Origin of the sequence: Paenibacillus sp. FSL M8-0228, from assembly GCF_038007385.1 — a bacterium.
Lineage (GTDB): Bacteria > Bacillota > Bacilli > Paenibacillales > Paenibacillaceae > Paenibacillus > Paenibacillus polymyxa_D.
This window is the reverse complement of sequence record NZ_JBBOXA010000001.1, coordinates 4,933,529-4,951,781: the sequence shown is the minus strand read 5'-3', so window position 1 is coordinate 4,951,781 and position 18,253 is coordinate 4,933,529. Positions and strand designations below refer to the sequence as shown.

Genomic DNA, 18,253 nt, shown 5'->3' with positions numbered 1-18,253 from the left:
CGGCAGTCTATATACTGTGATTCCTTTCTTTTAAAGTAGCAGATTTTTCAAACTCTAGTTTCTTTGAAATCGCCAGAAGACCAAGGGAGCAGATGATTAGGGCCAAACAGACCCAATAGGTATTTCGGTAACCAATCCATTGAGCGGTTAATCCGCCCATCAAGCTCCCCACCAGTCTTCCGATGGTTGTCGCATTGGAATATAGCGTCGATGCGTACCCTGGAAGAGAGGGCAACAAATCCTGCATGTAACTAATGCCAATGGCAGAAATCACTGCAACAAAGAAGGCTAGAAGAAGCTGCCCCACGAATAGCTGCCACATCTCCGTAGACATAAGGACAAGGAGATAATAGACAACTCCTGTTAATGCTCCTAAAAATATAAGCAAACGGTTGGAGTATTTAGCTGCTAGTACGCCTAGCATGAGCATCAAGGGTATTTCTACAATTGCGCAAATACTGGATACTAGAGCAACGTCACTCGTGTCGCCTTGTAAATTGTGAATGATGAACAAGGAAATATTCAAATTATTCATCCAGTGAGACGTATAGAGCAGAGTAAGAACGGAAAAGGGAATCAGAATCTCAATATTTTTATGTAATGTAATGTGATGAAGTGAAAGTTGATTGTTATGTTTAAGTTGAGCGGGAGGCTGCTTGATAAAAAAGAATAGAAGCACAGCAATGAGAACAAAAATAGAGGTCGTTCCCATAAAGATACCCTTAAAGCCCGTATGTGCAATCAAAAAGGAACCAAAAAGCGGCCCGGTAATAAAGCCAAGAGAAAACATAGACCGAAGCGTTGAATTCGCAAAGGCGTGATCCGCAGATTTACTGCGATTTACTGCTTCACGTGCACTGGCAAATAACTGCGGCATCCCAGGAGCACCAATGGCCGTAAAGATCGTCATATAAACAAAAAGCACATAAAAATTTTGGATTACAAGATATCCTGCAAAGGCTACGGCATTAAATAACGTGCAAATTACCAAAATTTGTTTGCGGTCTAAGCCGGTATCAGAACGTTTAGCAATCAGAGAGCTTATCCATATGCCACAAATCAAAGTCACAGCTGTAAATACACCAAAGGTTCCCACAGATACGCCAAGTGTACTTGTAAAATATACAGCCAAAAAAGGCGCGCTGATGGATATAGCCATACCTTGTAATAACATACAGATCATGAATAGCGGGTAGTTAGGGATAACGAAAAGATTTTGAATACGCTTTAGCATTTCATTTTTACACCCCTTCAGATTTAGAAGCAGAATAATACATACCTATCCCATCTAAACTACATATGACTTTAGCATAATTTGTATATTTACATAGTGTAAAATATTATATATTATTTTTCACTTATTTGAGCAGGTCATATGCAAGGTCATATACAGGCAAAGATACAGTATCAGGAGTGGGGTGTAGATGTGTATGCGGAATTCTCCTGTAGAATTTGCCTTAAAGACTGAAGCGATCTACGAACTGCTTAATCAGTTCATTCAATGATCCGGCGGCCTTCGTAGGAAGGCGGTGATCGACTTTTTCAATGAAAACAAGCTCACTCTTCGGTAATTGTTGATGCAATATTTTGGCATAGGGATGAAAGTGCTTATCCTCTTCACCATAAACGAGCAGGACAGGAAGGTGGATTTCTCCGAGCCGTGAGGTACAATTGTACTTCAAGCTGTAACGGTAATATTGTTCGACATTCCTAGGATTTCCCTGTTTCGCATCGTTGAATAACTTACGGAACAAAGATAGCTGTTTCGTTTGTGACCAAGCATTAGAGAGCGCAATCGTACCGACTGCGCCGATCTTGGAAAGAGCAATGCCCAAAGAAATTTTGTTTTTTAGCCGCCATTCGTTGACTTCCGACATTCCACTAATAACAATGCCTCCCCATGCCCGATCCGGATAAGTCAAGAGAAATTCAAGTACTATCGAACCTCCGGTAGAATATCCACATAAAAACACTTTATCCAGGCTCAACCGGTCCATCAAATGTTTAATATCCTGGGCGATGAGAGGATAAGTAACCGTTTGTTCGGAAGGCTGACTTTTACCGTGTCCTCTGATGTCAAAAGCTATGGTTCGAAAATGGGGCGATAGCCCTTGGATTTGGTATGTGAAATTTAAGCTAGTGAGTACCGGAGGGTGAATGAATAGGATGGCGATTCCCTCTCCGGAATCCATATAATGCATGGAGTATTCGCTTATGTTTGTAGTAGTCATCGTTAGGTACCTCCCTGAATGGTTATGTTCTTAAATTTGACCTATTAGATCAAAACCATTCAGGGAGGTATAACTTTATTTGCATGAGATACTCTTTTTCCCGATGATCCAATGCAGGAATAATTTTTTTAGTACAAGAAAAAAATAAGAGGATCAAGTTTTTCTAAGAAAGGGACACATACATGGGCATGAAAAATAAAGTTACCATAGCACTAGTGCTAGGTTTATTGTTGTTGGTCTTGGGGTGTAGAGCGGACTCCAGTCAACAGCTAAAACAACAAAGTGTGAAGCCACCTATCACAGTAAATCAAATGGGCAAAAAACCTGTCATTGTGATCTTGATTGATTCTTTAATGGATAAGCCTTTGCAAGATGCAATTCAAGAAGGCCGTGCACCCGCAATGCAATATCTCCTAAATCAAGGGCAATATTTTCCGCATGTCGTGAGTTCATTTCCCACGATGTCTGTGACAATCGACAGCACATTATTAACGGGAACGTATGCAGACCAACATCATGTGCCCGGACTCGTTTGGTACAGCAACCAAAAGAAACGCATGATTCTCTACGGCAATGGTGCCAAAGAAGCCTTAAAGATAGACCAACTACAAGTATTCTTAGACGCAATTTACCAATTAAACCAAGTCCATTTGAACAAAAAAACGAAAACCATACATGAGGAATTGGCTGACAAAGGAAAAGAATCCGCGTCCATCAATGCTATTGTCTTTAGAGGGAAAACGAAACATGCCTTAAAAGTGCCTGACTTCATAGCGAATAGCAACAGGGTGCCAGAAAAAATGATAGTAACAGGGCCTAAATGGTTATCTTATGCAGCTCTGGCACAATTGAATCCGAAAAATAACTGGAATACTCCTTTGTGGAAAAAATTTGGGATGAACGATGAATTTTCCGCAAAAGATGCCGCTTTTCTAATCAGCCAGAAGAAACTTCCAGACGTAACCATCACATACTTTCCTGAGAATGATAATTTGGCGCATAGAAAGGGCCCGACTCAACTGAAGGGAATCGAAAAAGCAGATCAAGCACTGCAAACTGTGTTGAACGCATATGGTTCTTGGGAACAGGCTGTAAACAATGCGATATGGATTGTCATGGGTGACAGTGGACAAAGTGCGGTTTATGATGATCGACAGGCAGCAACGGTTGATATAAGGCCTCTTTTGAATCATTACCGCATTGCAAAATTAAATCAACCCGTAAGAACTGAAGACCAAATCGTGATTGCCGCTAATGAACGAATGGCGTATATCTATGCGATTAACGATAACGTGGAGTTGTCTGACGTGGTGAAGTTTTTACAAAATGAGGACAAGCTCGACATTATCGCTATGAAAGATGGTAAAAACAATATTCATGTTACAAAGGGGAAAACGGGTAAGCTATTTTCTTATCATCCCGGTGGAAAATTCATTGATGAATATGGACAATCGTGGACCTTGTCGGGCGAAGAGGACCTTGTGGATATTAAGGTGAATAACAACCGGATCAAGTATGGAAAATATCCAGACGTTTTGGCGAGGTTACACGGGGCAATGAATTCACATGAAGGAAGATATGTTGTCGTCACGGTCCAACCCGGATATGAACTCGTCGGTGAAAGTTCTCCCACCCACATCGGTGGAGGTGCTCATGGATCGCTGCATGAAAAGGATTCCCTTGTCCCATTAATTATTTCCGGAACGAATACACGGCCTAAAACACTGCGAATCGTTGATCTAAAAGACTGGATTCTGCAATTGGTAAACGAATAAGTATTATTCGTTATTGATATTAAACCCGAGCTCCATTAGTATATAAGCATATGGTTATATGAGTGGAAGGGGGTCACACATTGGATCAACTTGGCTACGTAGCCGATCATTTAAAGCTATTGGGCGATAAAACTCGACTGGCTATGCTTTCCCTGCTAAGAGAAAGAGAGTGGTGTGTTTGTGAATTTGTAGATATCTTTGATATGACGCAGCCAGCAATTAGCCAACATTTGAGAAAATTAAAGTCGCAAGGAATTGTAAAAGAAGAGAGACGAAGTCAGTGGGTATACTATTCCTTAAACGTAGACGACAAGCCGCATATTCAAGCTATTCTTGAGCGTATGCCAGACTCCAAGCAAATTTTAAAATGGCTGAATAAAGAGGAGCCGATCACATTTTGTGAACCGGATTCCTCAGCTTGTTCATCCTAAAGAGAGTTCCGTGTATCTCCTTGAGGGATAACGGTGCTATTATATAAGTATATGTTTATAAGGTAATATATTGGAGGTTTAGAACATTGATTTTGTTGGCATGCATTATATTTTTAGCCACTTTAGTATTGGTGATCTGGCAGCCTAAAAATCTGTCCATCGGATGGTCTGCCTGTGGCGGTGCCATACTCGCCTTGCTGGTGGGTGTCGTCGATTTGCATGATGTTTGGGAAGTTACTCATATTGTCTGGAATGCGACACTGGCTTTTGTAGCCATTATTCTGATTTCGTTGGTGCTTGATAAAATCGGCTTCTTCGAATGGGCGGCGCTTCACATGGCACGAGCTGCGCGAGGAAGCGGAACCCGGATGTTTGTTTATGTGACCATTCTTGGCGCCGTTGTTGCTGCTTTTTTTGCGAATGACGGTGCGGCCTTAATACTGACACCGATTGTACTGGCGATGGTTCGGGCACTTAAATTGGATGAGAAAATGATTTTTCCTTTTATTATAGCGAGCGGTTTTATTTCAGACACGACGTCGCTTCCGCTTGTGGTCAGCAACTTGGTCAACATTGTGTCAGCCGATTTCTTTGGGATCACCTTTATGGAATATGCGAGTCGCATGATTGTACCTAATTTATTTTCTTTAGCAGCCAGTATAGGAGTACTGTATCTTTTTTTCCGTAAAAGAATTCCGAAAACGTTTGATACGGCACAATTAATCACGCCTGCGGAAGCGATTAAAGATCCAAAAATGTTCCGTATGTCTTGGATCGTTCTCGCGATTTTGTTCGTTGGCTACTTTGCATGCGAATTTTTTAACATTCCCGTTTCGGTGGTGGCTGGTATTATTGCTATCTTTTTCTTATTGATGGCGCGTAGAAGCCCTGTAGTGCCGATGAAAGAAGTCATCAAGGGTGCTCCATGGGCTATCGTATTTTTCTCCATCGGAATGTATGTTGTGGTGTATGGTCTACGTAATGCCGGTTTGACGGATCTGCTGGCTCATGTGATTCAAGCGGCTGCCGATCAAGGTATGTTTGTGGCCACCATGGGCATGGGTTTTATTGCGGCGATTATCTCGTCGGTCATGAATAACATGCCTACGGTCATGATTAATGCGCTTGCCATTGATGCTACCCATGCAACCGGTATGGTCAAAGAGGCGTTGATTTATGCTAACGTCATTGGTTCTGATCTGGGACCGAAAATAACTCCGATCGGTTCATTAGCCACGTTGTTGTGGCTGCATGTGCTCCGTTCGAAAAACGTAAAAATTTCTTGGGGGACTTATTTTAAGACAGGCATTGTCTTAACCATTCCTACACTTTTTATGACCCTACTGGGCTTATATCTATGGTTAATCATTTCATAATGGAACATTGAAGGAGACGGTAATGATGGAAAAAAAGACAATTTACTTTTTATGCACTGGTAACTCTTGCCGCAGTCAAATGGCAGAAGGCTGGGCCAAAAAATACTTGGGAGACCGTTGGAATGTATACAGTGCGGGTATTGAAGCACACGGCCTTAACCCTAAAGCGGTGCAAGCGATGAATGAAGTAGGGTTGGATATTTCCGGTCAAACTTCAGATATTATAGATCCTGCTTTGCTGAACAGCGCGGATTTGGTTGTGACCTTGTGCGGAGATGCTGCTGATAAATGTCCTATCACACCTCCGCACGTTCGTCGTGAACATTGGGGATTTGATGATCCGGCTAAAGCACAAGGAACAGAAGAAGAGAAATGGAGCGTATTCCAGCGTGTACGGGATGAAGTAGGGGCTCGTATTCGGAAATTTTCGGAGACTGGTGAATAAACAAGGTACACAGCTTAGGTATAGTATTACAGCAAGCACACCTCCTTAAAGGGGTGGTGCTTGTTTGGCGTTTTTCTCCTTCACAGAATACTCTTCCAACACCTTTGTTTTATCTCCATAGATCCTATCCAAATGATCTTCTCCCCATAAGCAAAAACGATCAAGCAAATCTTTAAAATCCCATCCATATTCACTAAGCTCATATTCCACTTTGGGGGGAACTTGGTTATAAATGATGCGGTGGATGATTCCATCCTTTTCAAGCTCTCTAAGCTGTTGGGTGAGCACTTTCTGGGTGATTTTCGGAATGAGTTGACGAAGTTCGTATGTACGTTTTCTGCCGCTGGTTAAATGGTGTAGGATAATGCCTTTCCACTTTCCACTGATGACCTCCAAAGTTGCCTCGATCCCGAGCATATAGGTTTTGGCTTTGTCTTCCATAGACTTTTCCCCCTCTCCGATCTGTAGTACAAAAAGCACTAAGGAACCTTAAAGTACCTACAGTACATTGAAGTGCGTACTTCACACTTTAATGTATAACATCCATAATAGCATCTGTAGACAGGGTTCACCAATTATGAGGAGAAAGAAGGTTACGGATACATGAAAGTTTTATTGGTCGTCACGCATCCTAGAGAAGATTCACTAACCCTTGCGGTCATGAATCGTTTTGTAGAGGGATTGAAAGAGAATAAGCACGAGGTAGATATTTTGGACTTGGATCGGGATGGATACAATCCGGTGTACAGCGCTGCAGATGAGTTGGATTGGAATACGACCCATAAACAATATGCTCCTGAAACACGGAAAGAGATGGATAGAATAGTGGCTGCGGATGCTCTGGTCTTTGTGTTTCCATTATGGTGGTATAGTGTCCCGTCCATGCTAAAAGGGTACCTGGATAAAGTGTGGAACATAGGTTTACTTCAGGAGTTCACGTCAAAGCAGGTTCTGTGGATGTGCTTGGCGGGGGGGACGAAAGAACATCTGATCAAGTATGAATATCACGATTTGGTTACTAATTATTTGAATAAAGCCATTGCTGGTTACGCAAGAGTAAGAGAGTCCAAGGTGGAGTTCTTCTATGATACTTTATCCGAATCGAAAGAATACATTGAAGGTTTACTGGAGCACGCTTATCAATTAGGTCGGGCATATAAGTGAATTTTATTCTGATAACAATGATAATTTAATATTATTGAGGATTTTACAAAATCCTGATTATTGAAAAAGGGTTAAGGATCGTTAGACGGCACTTAACCCTTTTTTATTTTGTAGACGAGACTCTATCCTTTTATAGGCTCGTGCATAGGTGCTGATGGTGCCCCTTGCATAGATAACCCGCCGCCAGTTGTGCTTGCTGGAACAACGGGATGTGGTAATCCCTTTTCAGAAGCAGTGCCCGCAGTCTGCTTGGCCAGCTTCTGTTTCTCCCATAGGGCTCTGGCGATCACCAGCAAGGAGAGTACACCCACATATAGTAACAGAGAACCGAGTTCGGGAAGCATCTCCTGCAAAGGTGCACCACGCAGACCCATAGTGCGCAGGAATTTATACATCCATACAAAGGGGAAGAAATCACCGATTTGAATCGCTAAAGGTGGAAACAGTGATCTGGAAAGAACAGCCCCTGATAGAACAAAAGCAGGCATGAGTATCATCACCATTCTGCCAATGGCTATTCCCGGATGTGCAGCGCCCCATGCAACCAGGACATTGATACAAACGGTACCGAATACATACAGGACAACTGGAATTATAAAGAGAATTGGATTGGCCTCGAAACGGCCTCCCCCAAACACTTTAAGCATCCCTAGAGAGAAGATTAAGCCAGCCGTCGAAAACAGCGTATAAGGAAGCATACGCAGCAGGATGTTGAACGGATTTTGCAGCTCAGCAGCCAGCCTCTTGGAAACCCGGAGTCTGGCGACCAGAGGTAAGCTATTTATATTCAGTATCATAAAAGAGAACATACAAGTGAATGCAAGTATCGTCGTATTCTGATAGTCATTCGTTGGATTAAACATGGAACGCACTTCCAAGGCGATACCATTGAGGGCCCCTTGAGCCTGTTCTGCGTTCATCCCGGTTTTCAACATAGCTGGAACAGACAGTTCCATATTCTCGGAAACGCTAATTTCCTGCATAGCTGTACGAATCGAAGTAATAGATTGTACATTGGTATTATCGAGAATGAGACCCACGCGGCTGGAGAGGGAACGATTGTGATTGTCCTCTAAACCATGCGGCAATGAAATAACAGCCAAATATTGCTCATGATAAAAATACTGTTCAGGGTTGTCCGTATACGAAACAATCTCAGCTACGTTCATATACGGGGAAGCATCTATTTTCTGAATGAACTCACGGCTGTAAGCTGTGTTATCTTGATCCACCACTACCACGTTAGCGTCGTTAATTTGGCTGCTTGGGAGCAACAGTGAATACCCCAGTACGGCAATCAATGGGAAGATAATAGCTATAATCGGATACTTGGAGTGAACCAGATACGACCATTCATCACGAAGAGATTTCATTTGTATTCACCTCAACTGTCATGCCTGGTAGCAAAGCTGCTTCTCTTGTTACATATACACGTACCTGGAATGTAGCGGTATCTGCTTCTCCTTTTTCACGGGACATCTTCACATTAGCGAATTGTGGTGCAGCAGTTACATAGCGTACCGTACCTTTCAAGTCCTTATTGAGACCAGAGATATGAGTTTTAATTTCTTGATTGGCCTTGAATTTCCCCGCTTGTTCTTCATTCACATAGAGATCGTAATATAAATCGTTGGTTTCCAGGGTAATCACAGGAGCACCTTGCGCCACATTTTCGCCGACTTTGGTACTAATCGAAGTCACCTTGCCATCCTGTGGTGCTTTTAACACCAGGCGTTCTTTTTTGAGCAGCAACGTTTTAAGCTGAACTTCCTGTGTGTCTTTTTGTTGCTTTAAAAGGTCAATAGCCAGCTTCTGATCTGCCAACTGTTGACGACTCTGCTGAATAGTTTCCAGCTGGGTCTTGGAACGATCGACGGACAATTGGGCACCGCGAATTTCTTCCTCGGCTTGTTTTACCGAAACGGCTGCTTGTGTCGTCTGTTCACTGGCCTGCATACGTTCTTCAGAAGTGGCACCATGAAGTAGCTTTTGTAGAGCCTCTTTTTGCTGACTCAACTGATTTGTCGCTAAAGTCAAAGAGGATTCGGCATCATCCAACGCTGCTTTGGATGCACTTCCTGCATCATAGAGTGCTTTATTACGCTTATAGTTGGTCTGCGCAGTCTGAACGTTTTTGGTTGCTGAGGCTACAGCAATTCGTTGCTGCTGAACATCTTCATCCCGAACCCCGTTATTGACCTGTTGTTCCGCAGCAGTGGCTTGACGCTCAGCCGCTTGTGCCCGCTGCAATGCTGCCTGACTTTTACTCTCAGTCACTTGAGCTTGCGCGATATCTAGCTGTGCCTGTTTTTCCTGAGTTGCTGCCCGTGTATAGCCTAAATTGATGGATTGTTGTTGTTGGCTGATTTGCGTATTGAACTGGGCAATTTGTGTCCGCAGCTGCTCAATTTGCAGATCCACATCTGTGGAATCCAAAGTCATAAGGACAGTTCCTTTTTTCACCTTCGTTTCTTCTGTTACCGGGATGTTCAGGATTTTGCCTCCTACTTGTTCAAAAGATACATGAATGCTATCCGCATTTAGTGTTGTGCCTTTAACGGATCGCGAAGCATTGACTTGATCTTGTCCGTTGGTCTGGAGTAGGAAACCCCCGCCGATCAGACAGGCGATAGAAATGAGAGGGATGATGAGGCTGGTGACTTGTGTGCGATTCATGGGTAATACGCTCCTTAGATTCATAAAATGAGTTAAACATAGACTCGAATAAATATCCTGATATGTACATTTTATTTATTCTTTTATTTAATAATTTAAAAGTTAGTCGGCTAACTAAAACGCAAAATTAAAACTTATTCTGGTTTTGTTGCTTTATATATCTCTTTTGCTTGAGGGATGCCACTTTCTATTTTTTGCAGTAACGTCAGGAGCAATTCCTTTTCATCGGTGGACAGGTGGCTCATCAGTGTGGAAGTGCTTGTAAAATGTATAGGCAGCAGTCTTTCCATCATTTCTGTTCCTTGTTCGGTCAGTTTAACAATGCTCATACGGCGGTCGGAAGGATGAACAGATCGAATAATAAGCCCATCGCGTTCCAGGCGGTCAAGCAGACCGGTAACAGTAGGCTTGCTAACCCCTACTTTCTCCGCAAGCTCTGTAGCCAGCAATCCTGTATGGATGTTGCGGTACAGAAGAATTAATATTGAAAATTTCCCATGAGATATACCGAACTTCTCAAAGCCCTCAAAGCTGACTTTAAAGACGCTGGAAGATACCCGCATAAAAAATAGCATAGCTTCTGTTGCTCTTACATCAATCTCGGGGATACGCATAGAAAATTCTTGTAGCGCCTCACGAGTGGGCAAGTCCCGTAAATCAAAATCCATAAGGTTCTCCTTTCTTCTTACAGTATGTTCCAATCAATAAATTAGTTAGCCGACTAATCTTAATCTATTCAAAAATGAATTTCAAGCTAAACTTTGTTAATCGTCATGCGATTGTTCACCATATGGAGGTTGTTCGTGCCATGGTTCAAGCTTTTCCCTACATTGATATTTACAATGAAGTGCTTGATAATAAGTGGATATCGCACGAGACCAAAAACCCAAAAGTGAGGAACCTGGAATGACGACAAAATTATACTACACTGCTCCAAATCTTACGGAGTGGGACACTCATATTACACAGAGCATGGAAAGAGACGGAAAATATTTGGTTACGCTGGAGGAAACGGCCTTTTATCCGCATGGTGGAGGCCAGCCTTGTGATACAGGAACAATTCAGGGCGTCCGTGTATTAGATGTTGTTCTCGAAGAAGGGGATATTTGGCATCAGGTAGAGCGTTTGCCGGAGGATCGGAAAGTAGCCTGCCGATTGGATTGGGAACGCAGATTTGATCATATGCAGCAGCATAGCGGGCAGCACTTGCTGTCAGCGGTTTGTCTAGAGTTGTTGGGTGCCCGTACGGAAAGCTTTCATCTGGGACAAGAATATGACACGATTGATGTGAACTGTTCGGATATAACGCCTGCGCAGCTATCGGCAATCGAGCAGGAAGTAAATCAGCAAATCTATAGTAATCGCAGCATAAAAAGTTATTTTGTAACCCGTGAGCAATTGAAGGACATTCCGCTTGTGAAAACGCCCAAAGTGACAGAAAATATTCGGATTGTCGAGATCGAGGGCATTGAATATAATGCTTGCGGTGGCACACATGTAGCTCAGACCGGGGAAATTGGAATCATTAAATGCTTAAAATGGGAGAAGCAGAAGGGGATGGCAAGAATCCATTTCAAATGTGGCGCTCGCGCACTCCAGGATTTTAACGATAGTGTTCAGATATTGGACGTGTTATCTATGAAGTTCAATACCGGGCGAAAAGATATTTTGACCCGATTCGAAAAGTGGGAGCAGGAGCATAAACAGCTTAAGGCGCAAGTGGAGCTCCTACAAGAGGAAAATGCTTCGTACCAGGCGAAAGAGTTGCTATCTGCTGTGCGGGGGCATGTTCTTGCTCATGTATTCGAACAAAAATCCCTGCAGGACATGCAGCAATTGGCTACCAAGCTGACAGCTGAGCATGATTTGCTTGTTCTATTTGCCACAACAGCAGAAAACAAAATCCTTCTGGCACATAACGGCACCCAGTCTGTTAGCTGCGGAGCATTTTTGAAAGAGAATCTGGGGGCATTTCACGGTAAGGGGGGCGGTAGCAACCAATCAGCTCAGGCTGCATTCCCGTCCCGTGAAGACCTTTTGAATTTCTTTGAAACGGCCCAGCGCCAGTTCGTTCAGGGCTGATGTAATGGAGGATTAGTGGCGTAGGGGAAGCTTCCACTTTTCCTTTTCTGTAAATAAAATAAAAGAAAAAATAAGTGCAACAACAGCGCCCCAAACGGCTTTATCCCCAATTGTCAAAGTTAGAAATCCCCCCAGCAAGGCTCCTACCAAGAAGGCTGCCAGGATGACACCATAACGCATCGCTCGAATGGCAGCGTTCGTGTCCTTGGTCGTTACGGCGACATACACAGCCTCGATAGCTGATCGGAGGTTACCGGTGCTGACCGTGGAGGTGTACGGCACATCAATGAGCTTGCGGAAGGAAGTCATTTGCACGGAAGCGACGAACGAGACGATCACCACCACTACCGTATTGGGAACTCCTTGCGGAATCAATCCCACGATGAAAAAAATCGCAATTTCCAGTAAAAGAATTGCGCGGGTCCAGTCCGGAGTTAAACGGTGGGTTGATTTTCGTTTAATCCCTTCAGCAACAAAAACCCCCAGTGAAAAGGCGATCAGGGGCGGGATATAGGATAACGCCTGAATCCAGTGCCCCTGAATGACTTTGACAGCCAGCAGCACGATATTGCCTGTCTGTGCGTTGGCGAAAACACCGCCTCTTCCAACAAAGGTATATGTGTCCAAAAAGCCCCCTACTAATGATAGTAAGGCGCCCAGTCGCAACGATTCGGACGTTACCTGATGTAAATGTATTTTGCCTTTCATAAACACGGCATATAAGCCTCCTATGCTAAACGTCGATTGTTTAAAGCTAACACGAAAATCCAGGACCATACAATTAAATTAATCACTTAAGCATGAAAATGACACAAAAAAGCCACATCAGGTCCCATACAATAGAAAGGACGTGATGCGGCTTGTTGGAGTGCTGTTTAAAGTGTCATCTGGAACTTCGAGAATGTGCTTATTGCAGAGCTTGAACGAGGGCTGCGCCGAATTCCTGTGCACCATCTGGGCCATCGGCTGTAATAATGTCGCTATGCGCAACGACATGCTGAGCGAGATATTCGGCTTGATGCACTTGAAGCTGATCCTTTTGTATATCCACTGGATAGCATGTAGCCGTTCTACCAGAGAGTAGTCCGGTTTGAGCCACGGCTACAGAGCCTGCGCAGATGCCAGCCAATAAAGTCTTTTGCTCATGAGTTTGTTTTAGCAGAGTTTGGAGATCCGCGTTATTCCACAGATGGTCATTCGTACCTGATCCGCCGATCACAGATACTACATCATAATCAGCCAGCACAGCGTTTGTAAAAACAAGATCAGCTGTCGCTTTACCGTTGTAGTCACCCGTGATTTCGCCTGTTTTTGTACTAGCTAGGGTCACGGTAACGCCTGCTTGCTCCAGCGCTTCCTTCGGTTTAAACAATTCATCCTCATTAAAGCGCTCTGGGGGTATAATAAAAAGAGCTTTTTTACTCATACTTTATTCCTCCTTGAATGTGTAACGTTATCTACTATTGTAGGATGGCTTCGTCAGGCTGTGAAGAATGCACTTTCAAGTACGGAGGTTACCTGCAGGTTACTATTAGAGTGCAAGACCATGATGATTTAGAAGGAGTTAATTATATATGTCTGATACGCTAAGAGAAGAAATACGGGAGAAGATCGTTAACGGAGACTATAACTGCGAAAAGGAACTAACCTTGTCAGTGTTAAGCGGAAAATGGAAGGTCGTCATTTTATGGCATCTGGGTGTGGAAGGAGCGCATCGTTTCAGTGACCTGCAAAGGCTGTTTCCGAAGCTGTCGCATAAAGTGCTGACCAATCAGTTGCGGGAGTTGATGGAGGACGGTATTGTGCACCGGGAAGTGTATCCCGAGGTACCTCCAAAGGTGGAGTATTCGATGACCGAGCTGGGGATGACGATTTTACCCATTGTGGAGATGATGTATGACTGGGGGAAAAAACGGGTGCAATCCATACGTGAGGAAATGCAACGCAGCGGTGAGGGAAACGTTTAAAGTTCCTTCATATGAAAAATAGAACGCCTTGCACTATGAGTACAATTGTACTTAGAGCAAAGGCGTTCTTTGGCATGTTAGCAGTCTGTGTTTTTATCATATTAGTCTAGGAACAATAGCGGTAGACGTGAAGCTGCTTCAATAAGAATCATTGCTGTTCAAGTGCTGGTAGAACCTCAATCCAGCGTGTAGCCCAAGTACCGATATGGTCAAACAAAGGAGCTAAATCGCGTCCTTTATCCGTAAGAGAGTATTCAATCCGTACGGGCTTCTCAGGATAAACCATACGTTGTATGATTCCTTCTTCCTCCAGCTCTTTCAAACGGTCCGAAAGGACCTTTCCACTTAAATTAGGAATTGAATTCTCAATAGCGACGAAACGTTGCGGACCATTCGTTAGTTGAAATACGATCAATACCGTCCAACGCTTACTCAGTAGTTCCATAGCCTTTTCAAACCGTGGACACATCTGCGGAATGTTCATGTGATCACCTCATGCTTATTATTAACGATTCACTGTTAAAAGTAAATGATTTTACTTTACATAAATTTATTACTTGACGAAATGATATGATATAAATATACTTTGTTACATAAAGTAACTTGTTAGCTTTGAGACGGAGCTTAAGATATGAATACTTAAAATTTAAACTTAATTTGATGTTATTTTTGATATTATTAATGATGTAATTAAATGAACAGGTACGAACTAATCGTTGAGGTTATGGTTTGGGTGTAGGGGGAAGTCGGATGAAGCTGGAATGTGAAGTGTGCGTAGTTGGAGGGGGACCCGCAGGGACTTTGTTGTCCTGTCTACTGGCGGCGCAGGGTGTATCCACGATATTGATTGAGCGGCAGAGCATAGCGGGAAAGGCCTTTCGCGGTGAAATCTTGAATGATGAGGGTCAGGAAGTGATCCAAAGGCATAAGCTGCTCGAAAAAATTCATGAGAACTATGTTCTCGCCTCCACAAGGATCGAATATTGGGGGCATCAGCGGCAAGTGAAGACGGTCAAGCCAGTATCAGTTGATGGTAATGTGGGGGTTCATATTCCACAGCCTCGATTTTTGGAGGCTTTGCTCAAACAGGCGTCAACCTACGAGTCCTTCCGTTACCTGGCGGGTACAACTGTGACTGCGTTGGAAGGTAACAGCGAGCAGGGGTACACGGGCTTGACCGCCCGCGATAAGAACGGTCATGAGATCACGATTCACAGTTCGTTGATTGTAGGGGCAGATGGTCGCTATTCGACTGTGCGCAAGCTGGCGCAGATGCCTGTGACGAACATTCGACACGGCTATGATCTGCTATGGGCGAAAATTACGGCACCTGCTGGGTGGGAGCCCGTCACTCGTCTGGCATGGGTCAACGGAGGACAATTGGCTTTATTCTCGCAGGCTGAGGGCTATATTCAAATTGGCTGGAATGTGGAGGAGGGTAGCTTTCTAACCCTGTTTAAGCAATCCTTTGAACCATTTATACAACGGTTTACAGAGGCTTTTCCAGATTTGAAGCATAGTGTGCATGATCATATTCGTTCATGGAAGGACTTCGTACCGTTGGATATTTTCAGCAGTCGTAGTGACACCTGGACGCAGAACGGACTGGTCCTTATTGGAGATGCGGCGCATACCATGACACCTACCGGAGCTTTTGGCTTGAACGCAGCTTTGAAGGATGCCGATGTGCTAGCCAGTGAGCTTCTTCGTTTACGACAGAAGAGCTATACCGCCGGAGACCTAAAGGCGTTCGAAGACGGACGACGGCAGGCTGTCACCGAGCTTCAGGAACGGCAACTGACGATGGAATCCACGTTTCATGAACATTTCTTACACAGAGTTCAATGATTTATGACCCTAACAATAACGATTAGCCTTTGAAGAATTAGGCATTTTCTATATAGAGCTTATATAAAGGATGGTGCAAAGAGATGAACCAAAAAGATGTAGCTACGCTACTTAACGATAAAATTCAAACCGTTCGTGGAGAACAATCTTCGACGATTTTGGTTGGACCGATCAAGCTGCCAGTTAATTTGGAAGGGGAAACGGTTGTTTTTCAGTGGTACTGCTGGTTGCCTGTACGGGATGAGGAAGATCGTCAGGACTTACTGAATGCCACCGCTGAGACGATTGTGAAGCGATTGTCCACACTGGATTTGGCAGAGGGACAACAGTCAAGCGTTTTGGTGTACGGCGATCTCGAGCAGTCGGAAAATGCATTAGTTCGCATGCATAGTATTTGCCATACTGGAGATATTTTTGGTAGCAAGCGTTGTGATTGTGGATTTCAACTCCACCAGTCCATGAAAATGATCGTGGAACATGGAACGGGTGCATTGTTCTATCTGGCTAACCATGAAGGCCGCGGAATTGGTTTGTTTAGTAAAGCCATGGCTTATATTCTGCAGGAAGAAGGCATGGATACCGTGGAAGCCAATCATCAATTGGGTTTTGAAGATGATACACGCAACTATGCGGATGCCATTAGTGTGCTCCGTCACCTGAGACAAAAGCCGGTAACCCTGATTACAAATAATCCTAAAAAACTGGATGCCTTGAAAAAATCGGGTATGAATGTGGCGGGTCGTATGCCGCTCTGGGGCGATGTGTCGCAATATAATGAACGGTATTTGAATACAAAAGTGGAACGATCCGGCCATTTGCGGGATTCCGATCTCAGGGAGGTTCTATGACCACTCACGAAAAATATATGCGCCTGGCACTGGAAAATGCCAGAAGTGCTAAAGGGCAAACAGAACCGAATCCGCTCGTCGGATCAGTCATTGTCAACAACGGCCGTATCGTTGGGATCGGCGCTCATCTGAAGCCCGGCGAGCCACATGCCGAGATTCATGCGTTGCGTATGGCGGGTGAACACGCTCAGGGAGCGACGATTTACGTAACGCTGGAGCCGTGTTCCCATCACGGCCGGACAGGCCCGTGCGCGGAAGCGATTGTGAAGGCTGGCATTCGTCGAGTGGTGATTGCAGCGCTGGACCCGAACCCGCTGGTTTCCGGCAGAGGGGTGCAGATTTTGAAAGATGCAGGCATTGAGGTCATTGTCGGCGTATGTGAGCAGGAATCCATCCGCATGAATGAAGTGTTCAATCAATATATCGTGAGCAAGCGTCCTTTTATTACGATCAAATCAGCAGTAACGCTGGACGGTAAAATTGCAACTCGAACCTCTGAAAGCAAGTGGATCACATCTGAGGCTGCACGGGAGAATGTGCATCGTCTTCGTCACGAGCATGTAGGAATCCTGGTCGGTGTACAGACCGTGATTCATGATAATCCTCAGCTTACGACTCGTCTACCAGAAGGACGGAATCCGATTCGTATCATTCTGGATAGTAAGCTTCGAATTCCATTGGATGCTCGTGTCATTACAGATGGGGAGGCTCCGACCTGGATATTCACAGGACGGGCCTACGATGAAGGCAAGCGAAGCCAGCTGGAACAGCTGGGTGTAAAAGTATATCCGACACAGGATGAAAACAGCGATCGGGTTAACCTGCCGCAAATGTTGGATATTCTGGGGGCAGCGGAGGTGTCATCGGTGTTCGTGGAAGGCGGAGCCGAAGTGAACGCTTCGTTCGTGCAGCAAGGGCTGGCAGACAAGCTGGTGCTGTATATGGCGCCGAAGCTGGTTGGAGGACGTGCAGCCCCGGGATTTCTCGGGGGAGAAGGCGTGTCTGCGATGAGCGATGCGGTGGCATTGCATGATTTGAGCGTGACACAGGTTGGTGTAGATTGGAAAATAGAAGGGTATTTTGAGCGGGGAAAATGAGTGAGTTGTTTTCGGGTGGAGGAGGCGCTTCGCGGAGAGGTTGATCTTCCGATCGCTGTTGCAGTGGGATTCTTCGGATTGTATGAGAGATTTAAAGGTAAGAATCCCACTGCAAAGGCGAACGCTTCCGCTTCTCCAGATGCAACCCCTTCGCTCCGCTGCTGCCCACCGCAAAGTCACTCTTTTTCCGAAATGTTGTGGAGCATGGGAAGGGCATAAGAAACTAAATACTCAAAAACTCAAAGGCTCAAAAACTTATAAATTCAAAACAGAGGATCTGAAGGGCTAAAAGGCCTGGAGGATTCTTTTTTTA

General features: G+C 44.4%; 19 protein-coding genes. 10 read left to right on the top strand and 9 right to left on the bottom strand.

Going from position 1 to position 18,253, the window contains the following annotated elements:
- Nucleotides 1–7 precede the first annotated feature (7 nt).
- Together MKY98_RS22465 and MKY98_RS22460 are read right to left on the bottom strand one after the other, a co-directional pair.
- A complete protein-coding gene (locus MKY98_RS22465) occupies nucleotides 8–1,234 on the bottom strand; it encodes a sugar efflux transporter (RefSeq protein ID WP_029519344.1) in 1,227 nt (408 codons plus the stop codon).
- 223 nt (nucleotides 1,235–1,457) lie between these two features.
- On the bottom strand, nucleotides 1,458–2,231 hold the full coding sequence (locus tag MKY98_RS22460) for an alpha/beta fold hydrolase (protein ID WP_069011596.1): 774 nt from the start codon (nucleotides 2,229–2,231) through the stop codon (nucleotides 1,458–1,460).
- Nucleotides 2,232–2,413: 182 nt separating this feature from the next.
- On the opposite strand from MKY98_RS22460, the gene MKY98_RS22455 reads away from it, so the two are divergent.
- The 4 genes from MKY98_RS22455 to arsC all read left to right on the top strand — a co-directional run bounded on the left by MKY98_RS22455 (nucleotide 2,414) and on the right by arsC (nucleotide 6,258).
- Complete coding sequence (locus tag MKY98_RS22455; RefSeq protein WP_081317583.1) at nucleotides 2,414–4,006, top strand: alkaline phosphatase family protein; 1,593 nt, start codon at nucleotides 2,414–2,416, stop codon at nucleotides 4,004–4,006.
- A gap of 80 nt (nucleotides 4,007–4,086) precedes the next feature.
- Nucleotides 4,087–4,437 (top strand): ArsR/SmtB family transcription factor, encoded by a 351-nt coding sequence (locus MKY98_RS22450; protein WP_069011595.1) that lies wholly within the window; start codon nucleotides 4,087–4,089, stop codon nucleotides 4,435–4,437.
- A gap of 86 nt (nucleotides 4,438–4,523) precedes the next feature.
- Nucleotides 4,524–5,813 (top strand): arsenic transporter, encoded by a 1,290-nt coding sequence (locus MKY98_RS22445; RefSeq protein ID WP_069011594.1) that lies wholly within the window; start codon nucleotides 4,524–4,526, stop codon nucleotides 5,811–5,813.
- A gap of 25 nt (nucleotides 5,814–5,838) precedes the next feature.
- Nucleotides 5,839–6,258 (top strand): arsenate reductase (thioredoxin), encoded by a 420-nt coding sequence (arsC, locus tag MKY98_RS22440; RefSeq protein WP_029519339.1) that lies wholly within the window; start codon nucleotides 5,839–5,841, stop codon nucleotides 6,256–6,258.
- Between the two features lie 45 nt (nucleotides 6,259–6,303).
- On the opposite strand, the gene MKY98_RS22435 is transcribed toward arsC, so the two are convergent.
- Complete coding sequence (locus MKY98_RS22435; RefSeq protein ID WP_013373192.1) at nucleotides 6,304–6,699, bottom strand: winged helix-turn-helix transcriptional regulator; 396 nt, start codon at nucleotides 6,697–6,699, stop codon at nucleotides 6,304–6,306.
- Between the two features lie 162 nt (nucleotides 6,700–6,861).
- Between MKY98_RS22435 and MKY98_RS22430 the strand changes: the two genes are divergently transcribed.
- Nucleotides 6,862–7,422, top strand: a complete 561-nt coding sequence (locus tag MKY98_RS22430) for an NAD(P)H oxidoreductase (RefSeq protein ID WP_029519338.1) — start codon at nucleotides 6,862–6,864, stop codon at nucleotides 7,420–7,422.
- Nucleotides 7,423–7,544: 122 nt separating this feature from the next.
- Here MKY98_RS22430 and MKY98_RS22425 read toward each other — a convergent pair whose 3' ends face one another.
- The 3 genes from MKY98_RS22425 to MKY98_RS22415 all read right to left on the bottom strand — a co-directional run bounded on the left by MKY98_RS22425 (nucleotide 7,545) and on the right by MKY98_RS22415 (nucleotide 10,766).
- Nucleotides 7,545–8,795, bottom strand: coding sequence for an ABC transporter permease (locus tag MKY98_RS22425; RefSeq protein WP_069011593.1), 1,251 nt, complete (start codon nucleotides 8,793–8,795; stop codon nucleotides 7,545–7,547).
- Complete coding sequence (locus MKY98_RS22420; protein WP_069011592.1) at nucleotides 8,779–10,098, bottom strand: HlyD family secretion protein; 1,320 nt, start codon at nucleotides 10,096–10,098, stop codon at nucleotides 8,779–8,781. Before MKY98_RS22420 ends, MKY98_RS22425 begins: the two co-directional genes overlap by 17 nt.
- A 134-nt stretch (nucleotides 10,099–10,232) precedes the next feature.
- Entirely contained in the window at nucleotides 10,233–10,766 is a 534-nt protein-coding gene (locus tag MKY98_RS22415; protein WP_069011591.1) for a MarR family winged helix-turn-helix transcriptional regulator, read from the bottom strand.
- A gap of 238 nt (nucleotides 10,767–11,004) precedes the next feature.
- Between MKY98_RS22415 and MKY98_RS22410 the strand changes: the two genes are divergently transcribed.
- The gene (locus MKY98_RS22410) at nucleotides 11,005–12,180 is read left to right on the top strand and encodes an alanyl-tRNA editing protein (RefSeq protein WP_069011590.1); all 1,176 of its coding nucleotides are present in this window, start codon (nucleotides 11,005–11,007) and stop codon (nucleotides 12,178–12,180) included.
- Nucleotides 12,181–12,192: 12 nt separating this feature from the next.
- Here the strand turns inward: MKY98_RS22410 and MKY98_RS22405 are convergent, their stop codons facing one another.
- Nucleotides 12,193–12,894, bottom strand: coding sequence for a YoaK family protein (locus tag MKY98_RS22405; protein ID WP_029519333.1), 702 nt, complete (start codon nucleotides 12,892–12,894; stop codon nucleotides 12,193–12,195).
- Between the two features lie 193 nt (nucleotides 12,895–13,087).
- A complete protein-coding gene (locus MKY98_RS22400) occupies nucleotides 13,088–13,606 on the bottom strand; it encodes a DJ-1/PfpI family protein (protein WP_069011589.1) in 519 nt (172 codons plus the stop codon).
- Nucleotides 13,607–13,754: 148 nt separating this feature from the next.
- Between MKY98_RS22400 and MKY98_RS22395 the strand changes: the two genes are divergently transcribed.
- On the top strand, nucleotides 13,755–14,147 hold the full coding sequence (locus MKY98_RS22395) for a winged helix-turn-helix transcriptional regulator (RefSeq protein WP_013312050.1): 393 nt from the start codon (nucleotides 13,755–13,757) through the stop codon (nucleotides 14,145–14,147).
- A gap of 148 nt (nucleotides 14,148–14,295) precedes the next feature.
- Here the strand turns inward: MKY98_RS22395 and MKY98_RS22390 are convergent, their stop codons facing one another.
- Nucleotides 14,296–14,631 (bottom strand): winged helix-turn-helix transcriptional regulator, encoded by a 336-nt coding sequence (locus MKY98_RS22390; protein WP_013312049.1) that lies wholly within the window; start codon nucleotides 14,629–14,631, stop codon nucleotides 14,296–14,298.
- Nucleotides 14,632–14,897: 266 nt separating this feature from the next.
- Between MKY98_RS22390 and MKY98_RS22385 the strand changes: the two genes are divergently transcribed.
- The 3 genes from MKY98_RS22385 to ribD all read left to right on the top strand — a co-directional run bounded on the left by MKY98_RS22385 (nucleotide 14,898) and on the right by ribD (nucleotide 17,940).
- Nucleotides 14,898–15,995 (top strand): FAD-dependent monooxygenase, encoded by a 1,098-nt coding sequence (locus tag MKY98_RS22385; protein ID WP_208332598.1) that lies wholly within the window; start codon nucleotides 14,898–14,900, stop codon nucleotides 15,993–15,995.
- Nucleotides 15,996–16,078: 83 nt separating this feature from the next.
- Nucleotides 16,079–16,843 (top strand): GTP cyclohydrolase II, encoded by a 765-nt coding sequence (locus tag MKY98_RS22380; protein WP_029519329.1) that lies wholly within the window; start codon nucleotides 16,079–16,081, stop codon nucleotides 16,841–16,843.
- A complete protein-coding gene (ribD, locus tag MKY98_RS22375) occupies nucleotides 16,840–17,940 on the top strand; it encodes a bifunctional diaminohydroxyphosphoribosylaminopyrimidine deaminase/5-amino-6-(5-phosphoribosylamino)uracil reductase RibD (RefSeq protein WP_069011587.1) in 1,101 nt (366 codons plus the stop codon). Before MKY98_RS22380 ends, ribD begins: the two co-directional genes overlap by 4 nt.
- Nucleotides 17,941–18,253 lie beyond the last annotated feature (313 nt).

Coding starts and splice junctions, on each gene's coding strand:
- arsC (WP_029519339.1), top strand. CDS start 5,839: ATGGAAAAAAAGACAATTTACTTTTTATGCACTGGTAACTCTTGCCGC.
- MKY98_RS22400 (WP_069011589.1), bottom strand. CDS start 13,606: ATGAGTAAAAAAGCTCTTTTTATTATACCCCCAGAGCGCTTTAATGAG.
- MKY98_RS22410 (WP_069011590.1), top strand. CDS start 11,005: ATGACGACAAAATTATACTACACTGCTCCAAATCTTACGGAGTGGGAC.
- MKY98_RS22380 (WP_029519329.1), top strand. CDS start 16,079: ATGAACCAAAAAGATGTAGCTACGCTACTTAACGATAAAATTCAAACC.
- ribD (WP_069011587.1), top strand. CDS start 16,840: ATGACCACTCACGAAAAATATATGCGCCTGGCACTGGAAAATGCCAGA.
- MKY98_RS22460 (WP_069011596.1), bottom strand. CDS start 2,231: ATGACTACTACAAACATAAGCGAATACTCCATGCATTATATGGATTCC.
- MKY98_RS22415 (WP_069011591.1), bottom strand. CDS start 10,766: ATGGATTTTGATTTACGGGACTTGCCCACTCGTGAGGCGCTACAAGAA.
- MKY98_RS22435 (WP_013373192.1), bottom strand. CDS start 6,699: ATGGAAGACAAAGCCAAAACCTATATGCTCGGGATCGAGGCAACTTTG.
- MKY98_RS22430 (WP_029519338.1), top strand. CDS start 6,862: ATGAAAGTTTTATTGGTCGTCACGCATCCTAGAGAAGATTCACTAACC.
- MKY98_RS22465 (WP_029519344.1), bottom strand. CDS start 1,234: ATGCTAAAGCGTATTCAAAATCTTTTCGTTATCCCTAACTACCCGCTA.
- MKY98_RS22425 (WP_069011593.1), bottom strand. CDS start 8,795: ATGAAATCTCTTCGTGATGAATGGTCGTATCTGGTTCACTCCAAGTAT.
- MKY98_RS22390 (WP_013312049.1), bottom strand. CDS start 14,631: ATGAACATTCCGCAGATGTGTCCACGGTTTGAAAAGGCTATGGAACTA.
- MKY98_RS22385 (WP_208332598.1), top strand. CDS start 14,898: ATGAAGCTGGAATGTGAAGTGTGCGTAGTTGGAGGGGGACCCGCAGGG.
- MKY98_RS22395 (WP_013312050.1), top strand. CDS start 13,755: ATGTCTGATACGCTAAGAGAAGAAATACGGGAGAAGATCGTTAACGGA.
- MKY98_RS22420 (WP_069011592.1), bottom strand. CDS start 10,098: ATGAATCGCACACAAGTCACCAGCCTCATCATCCCTCTCATTTCTATC.
- MKY98_RS22455 (WP_081317583.1), top strand. CDS start 2,414: ATGGGCATGAAAAATAAAGTTACCATAGCACTAGTGCTAGGTTTATTG.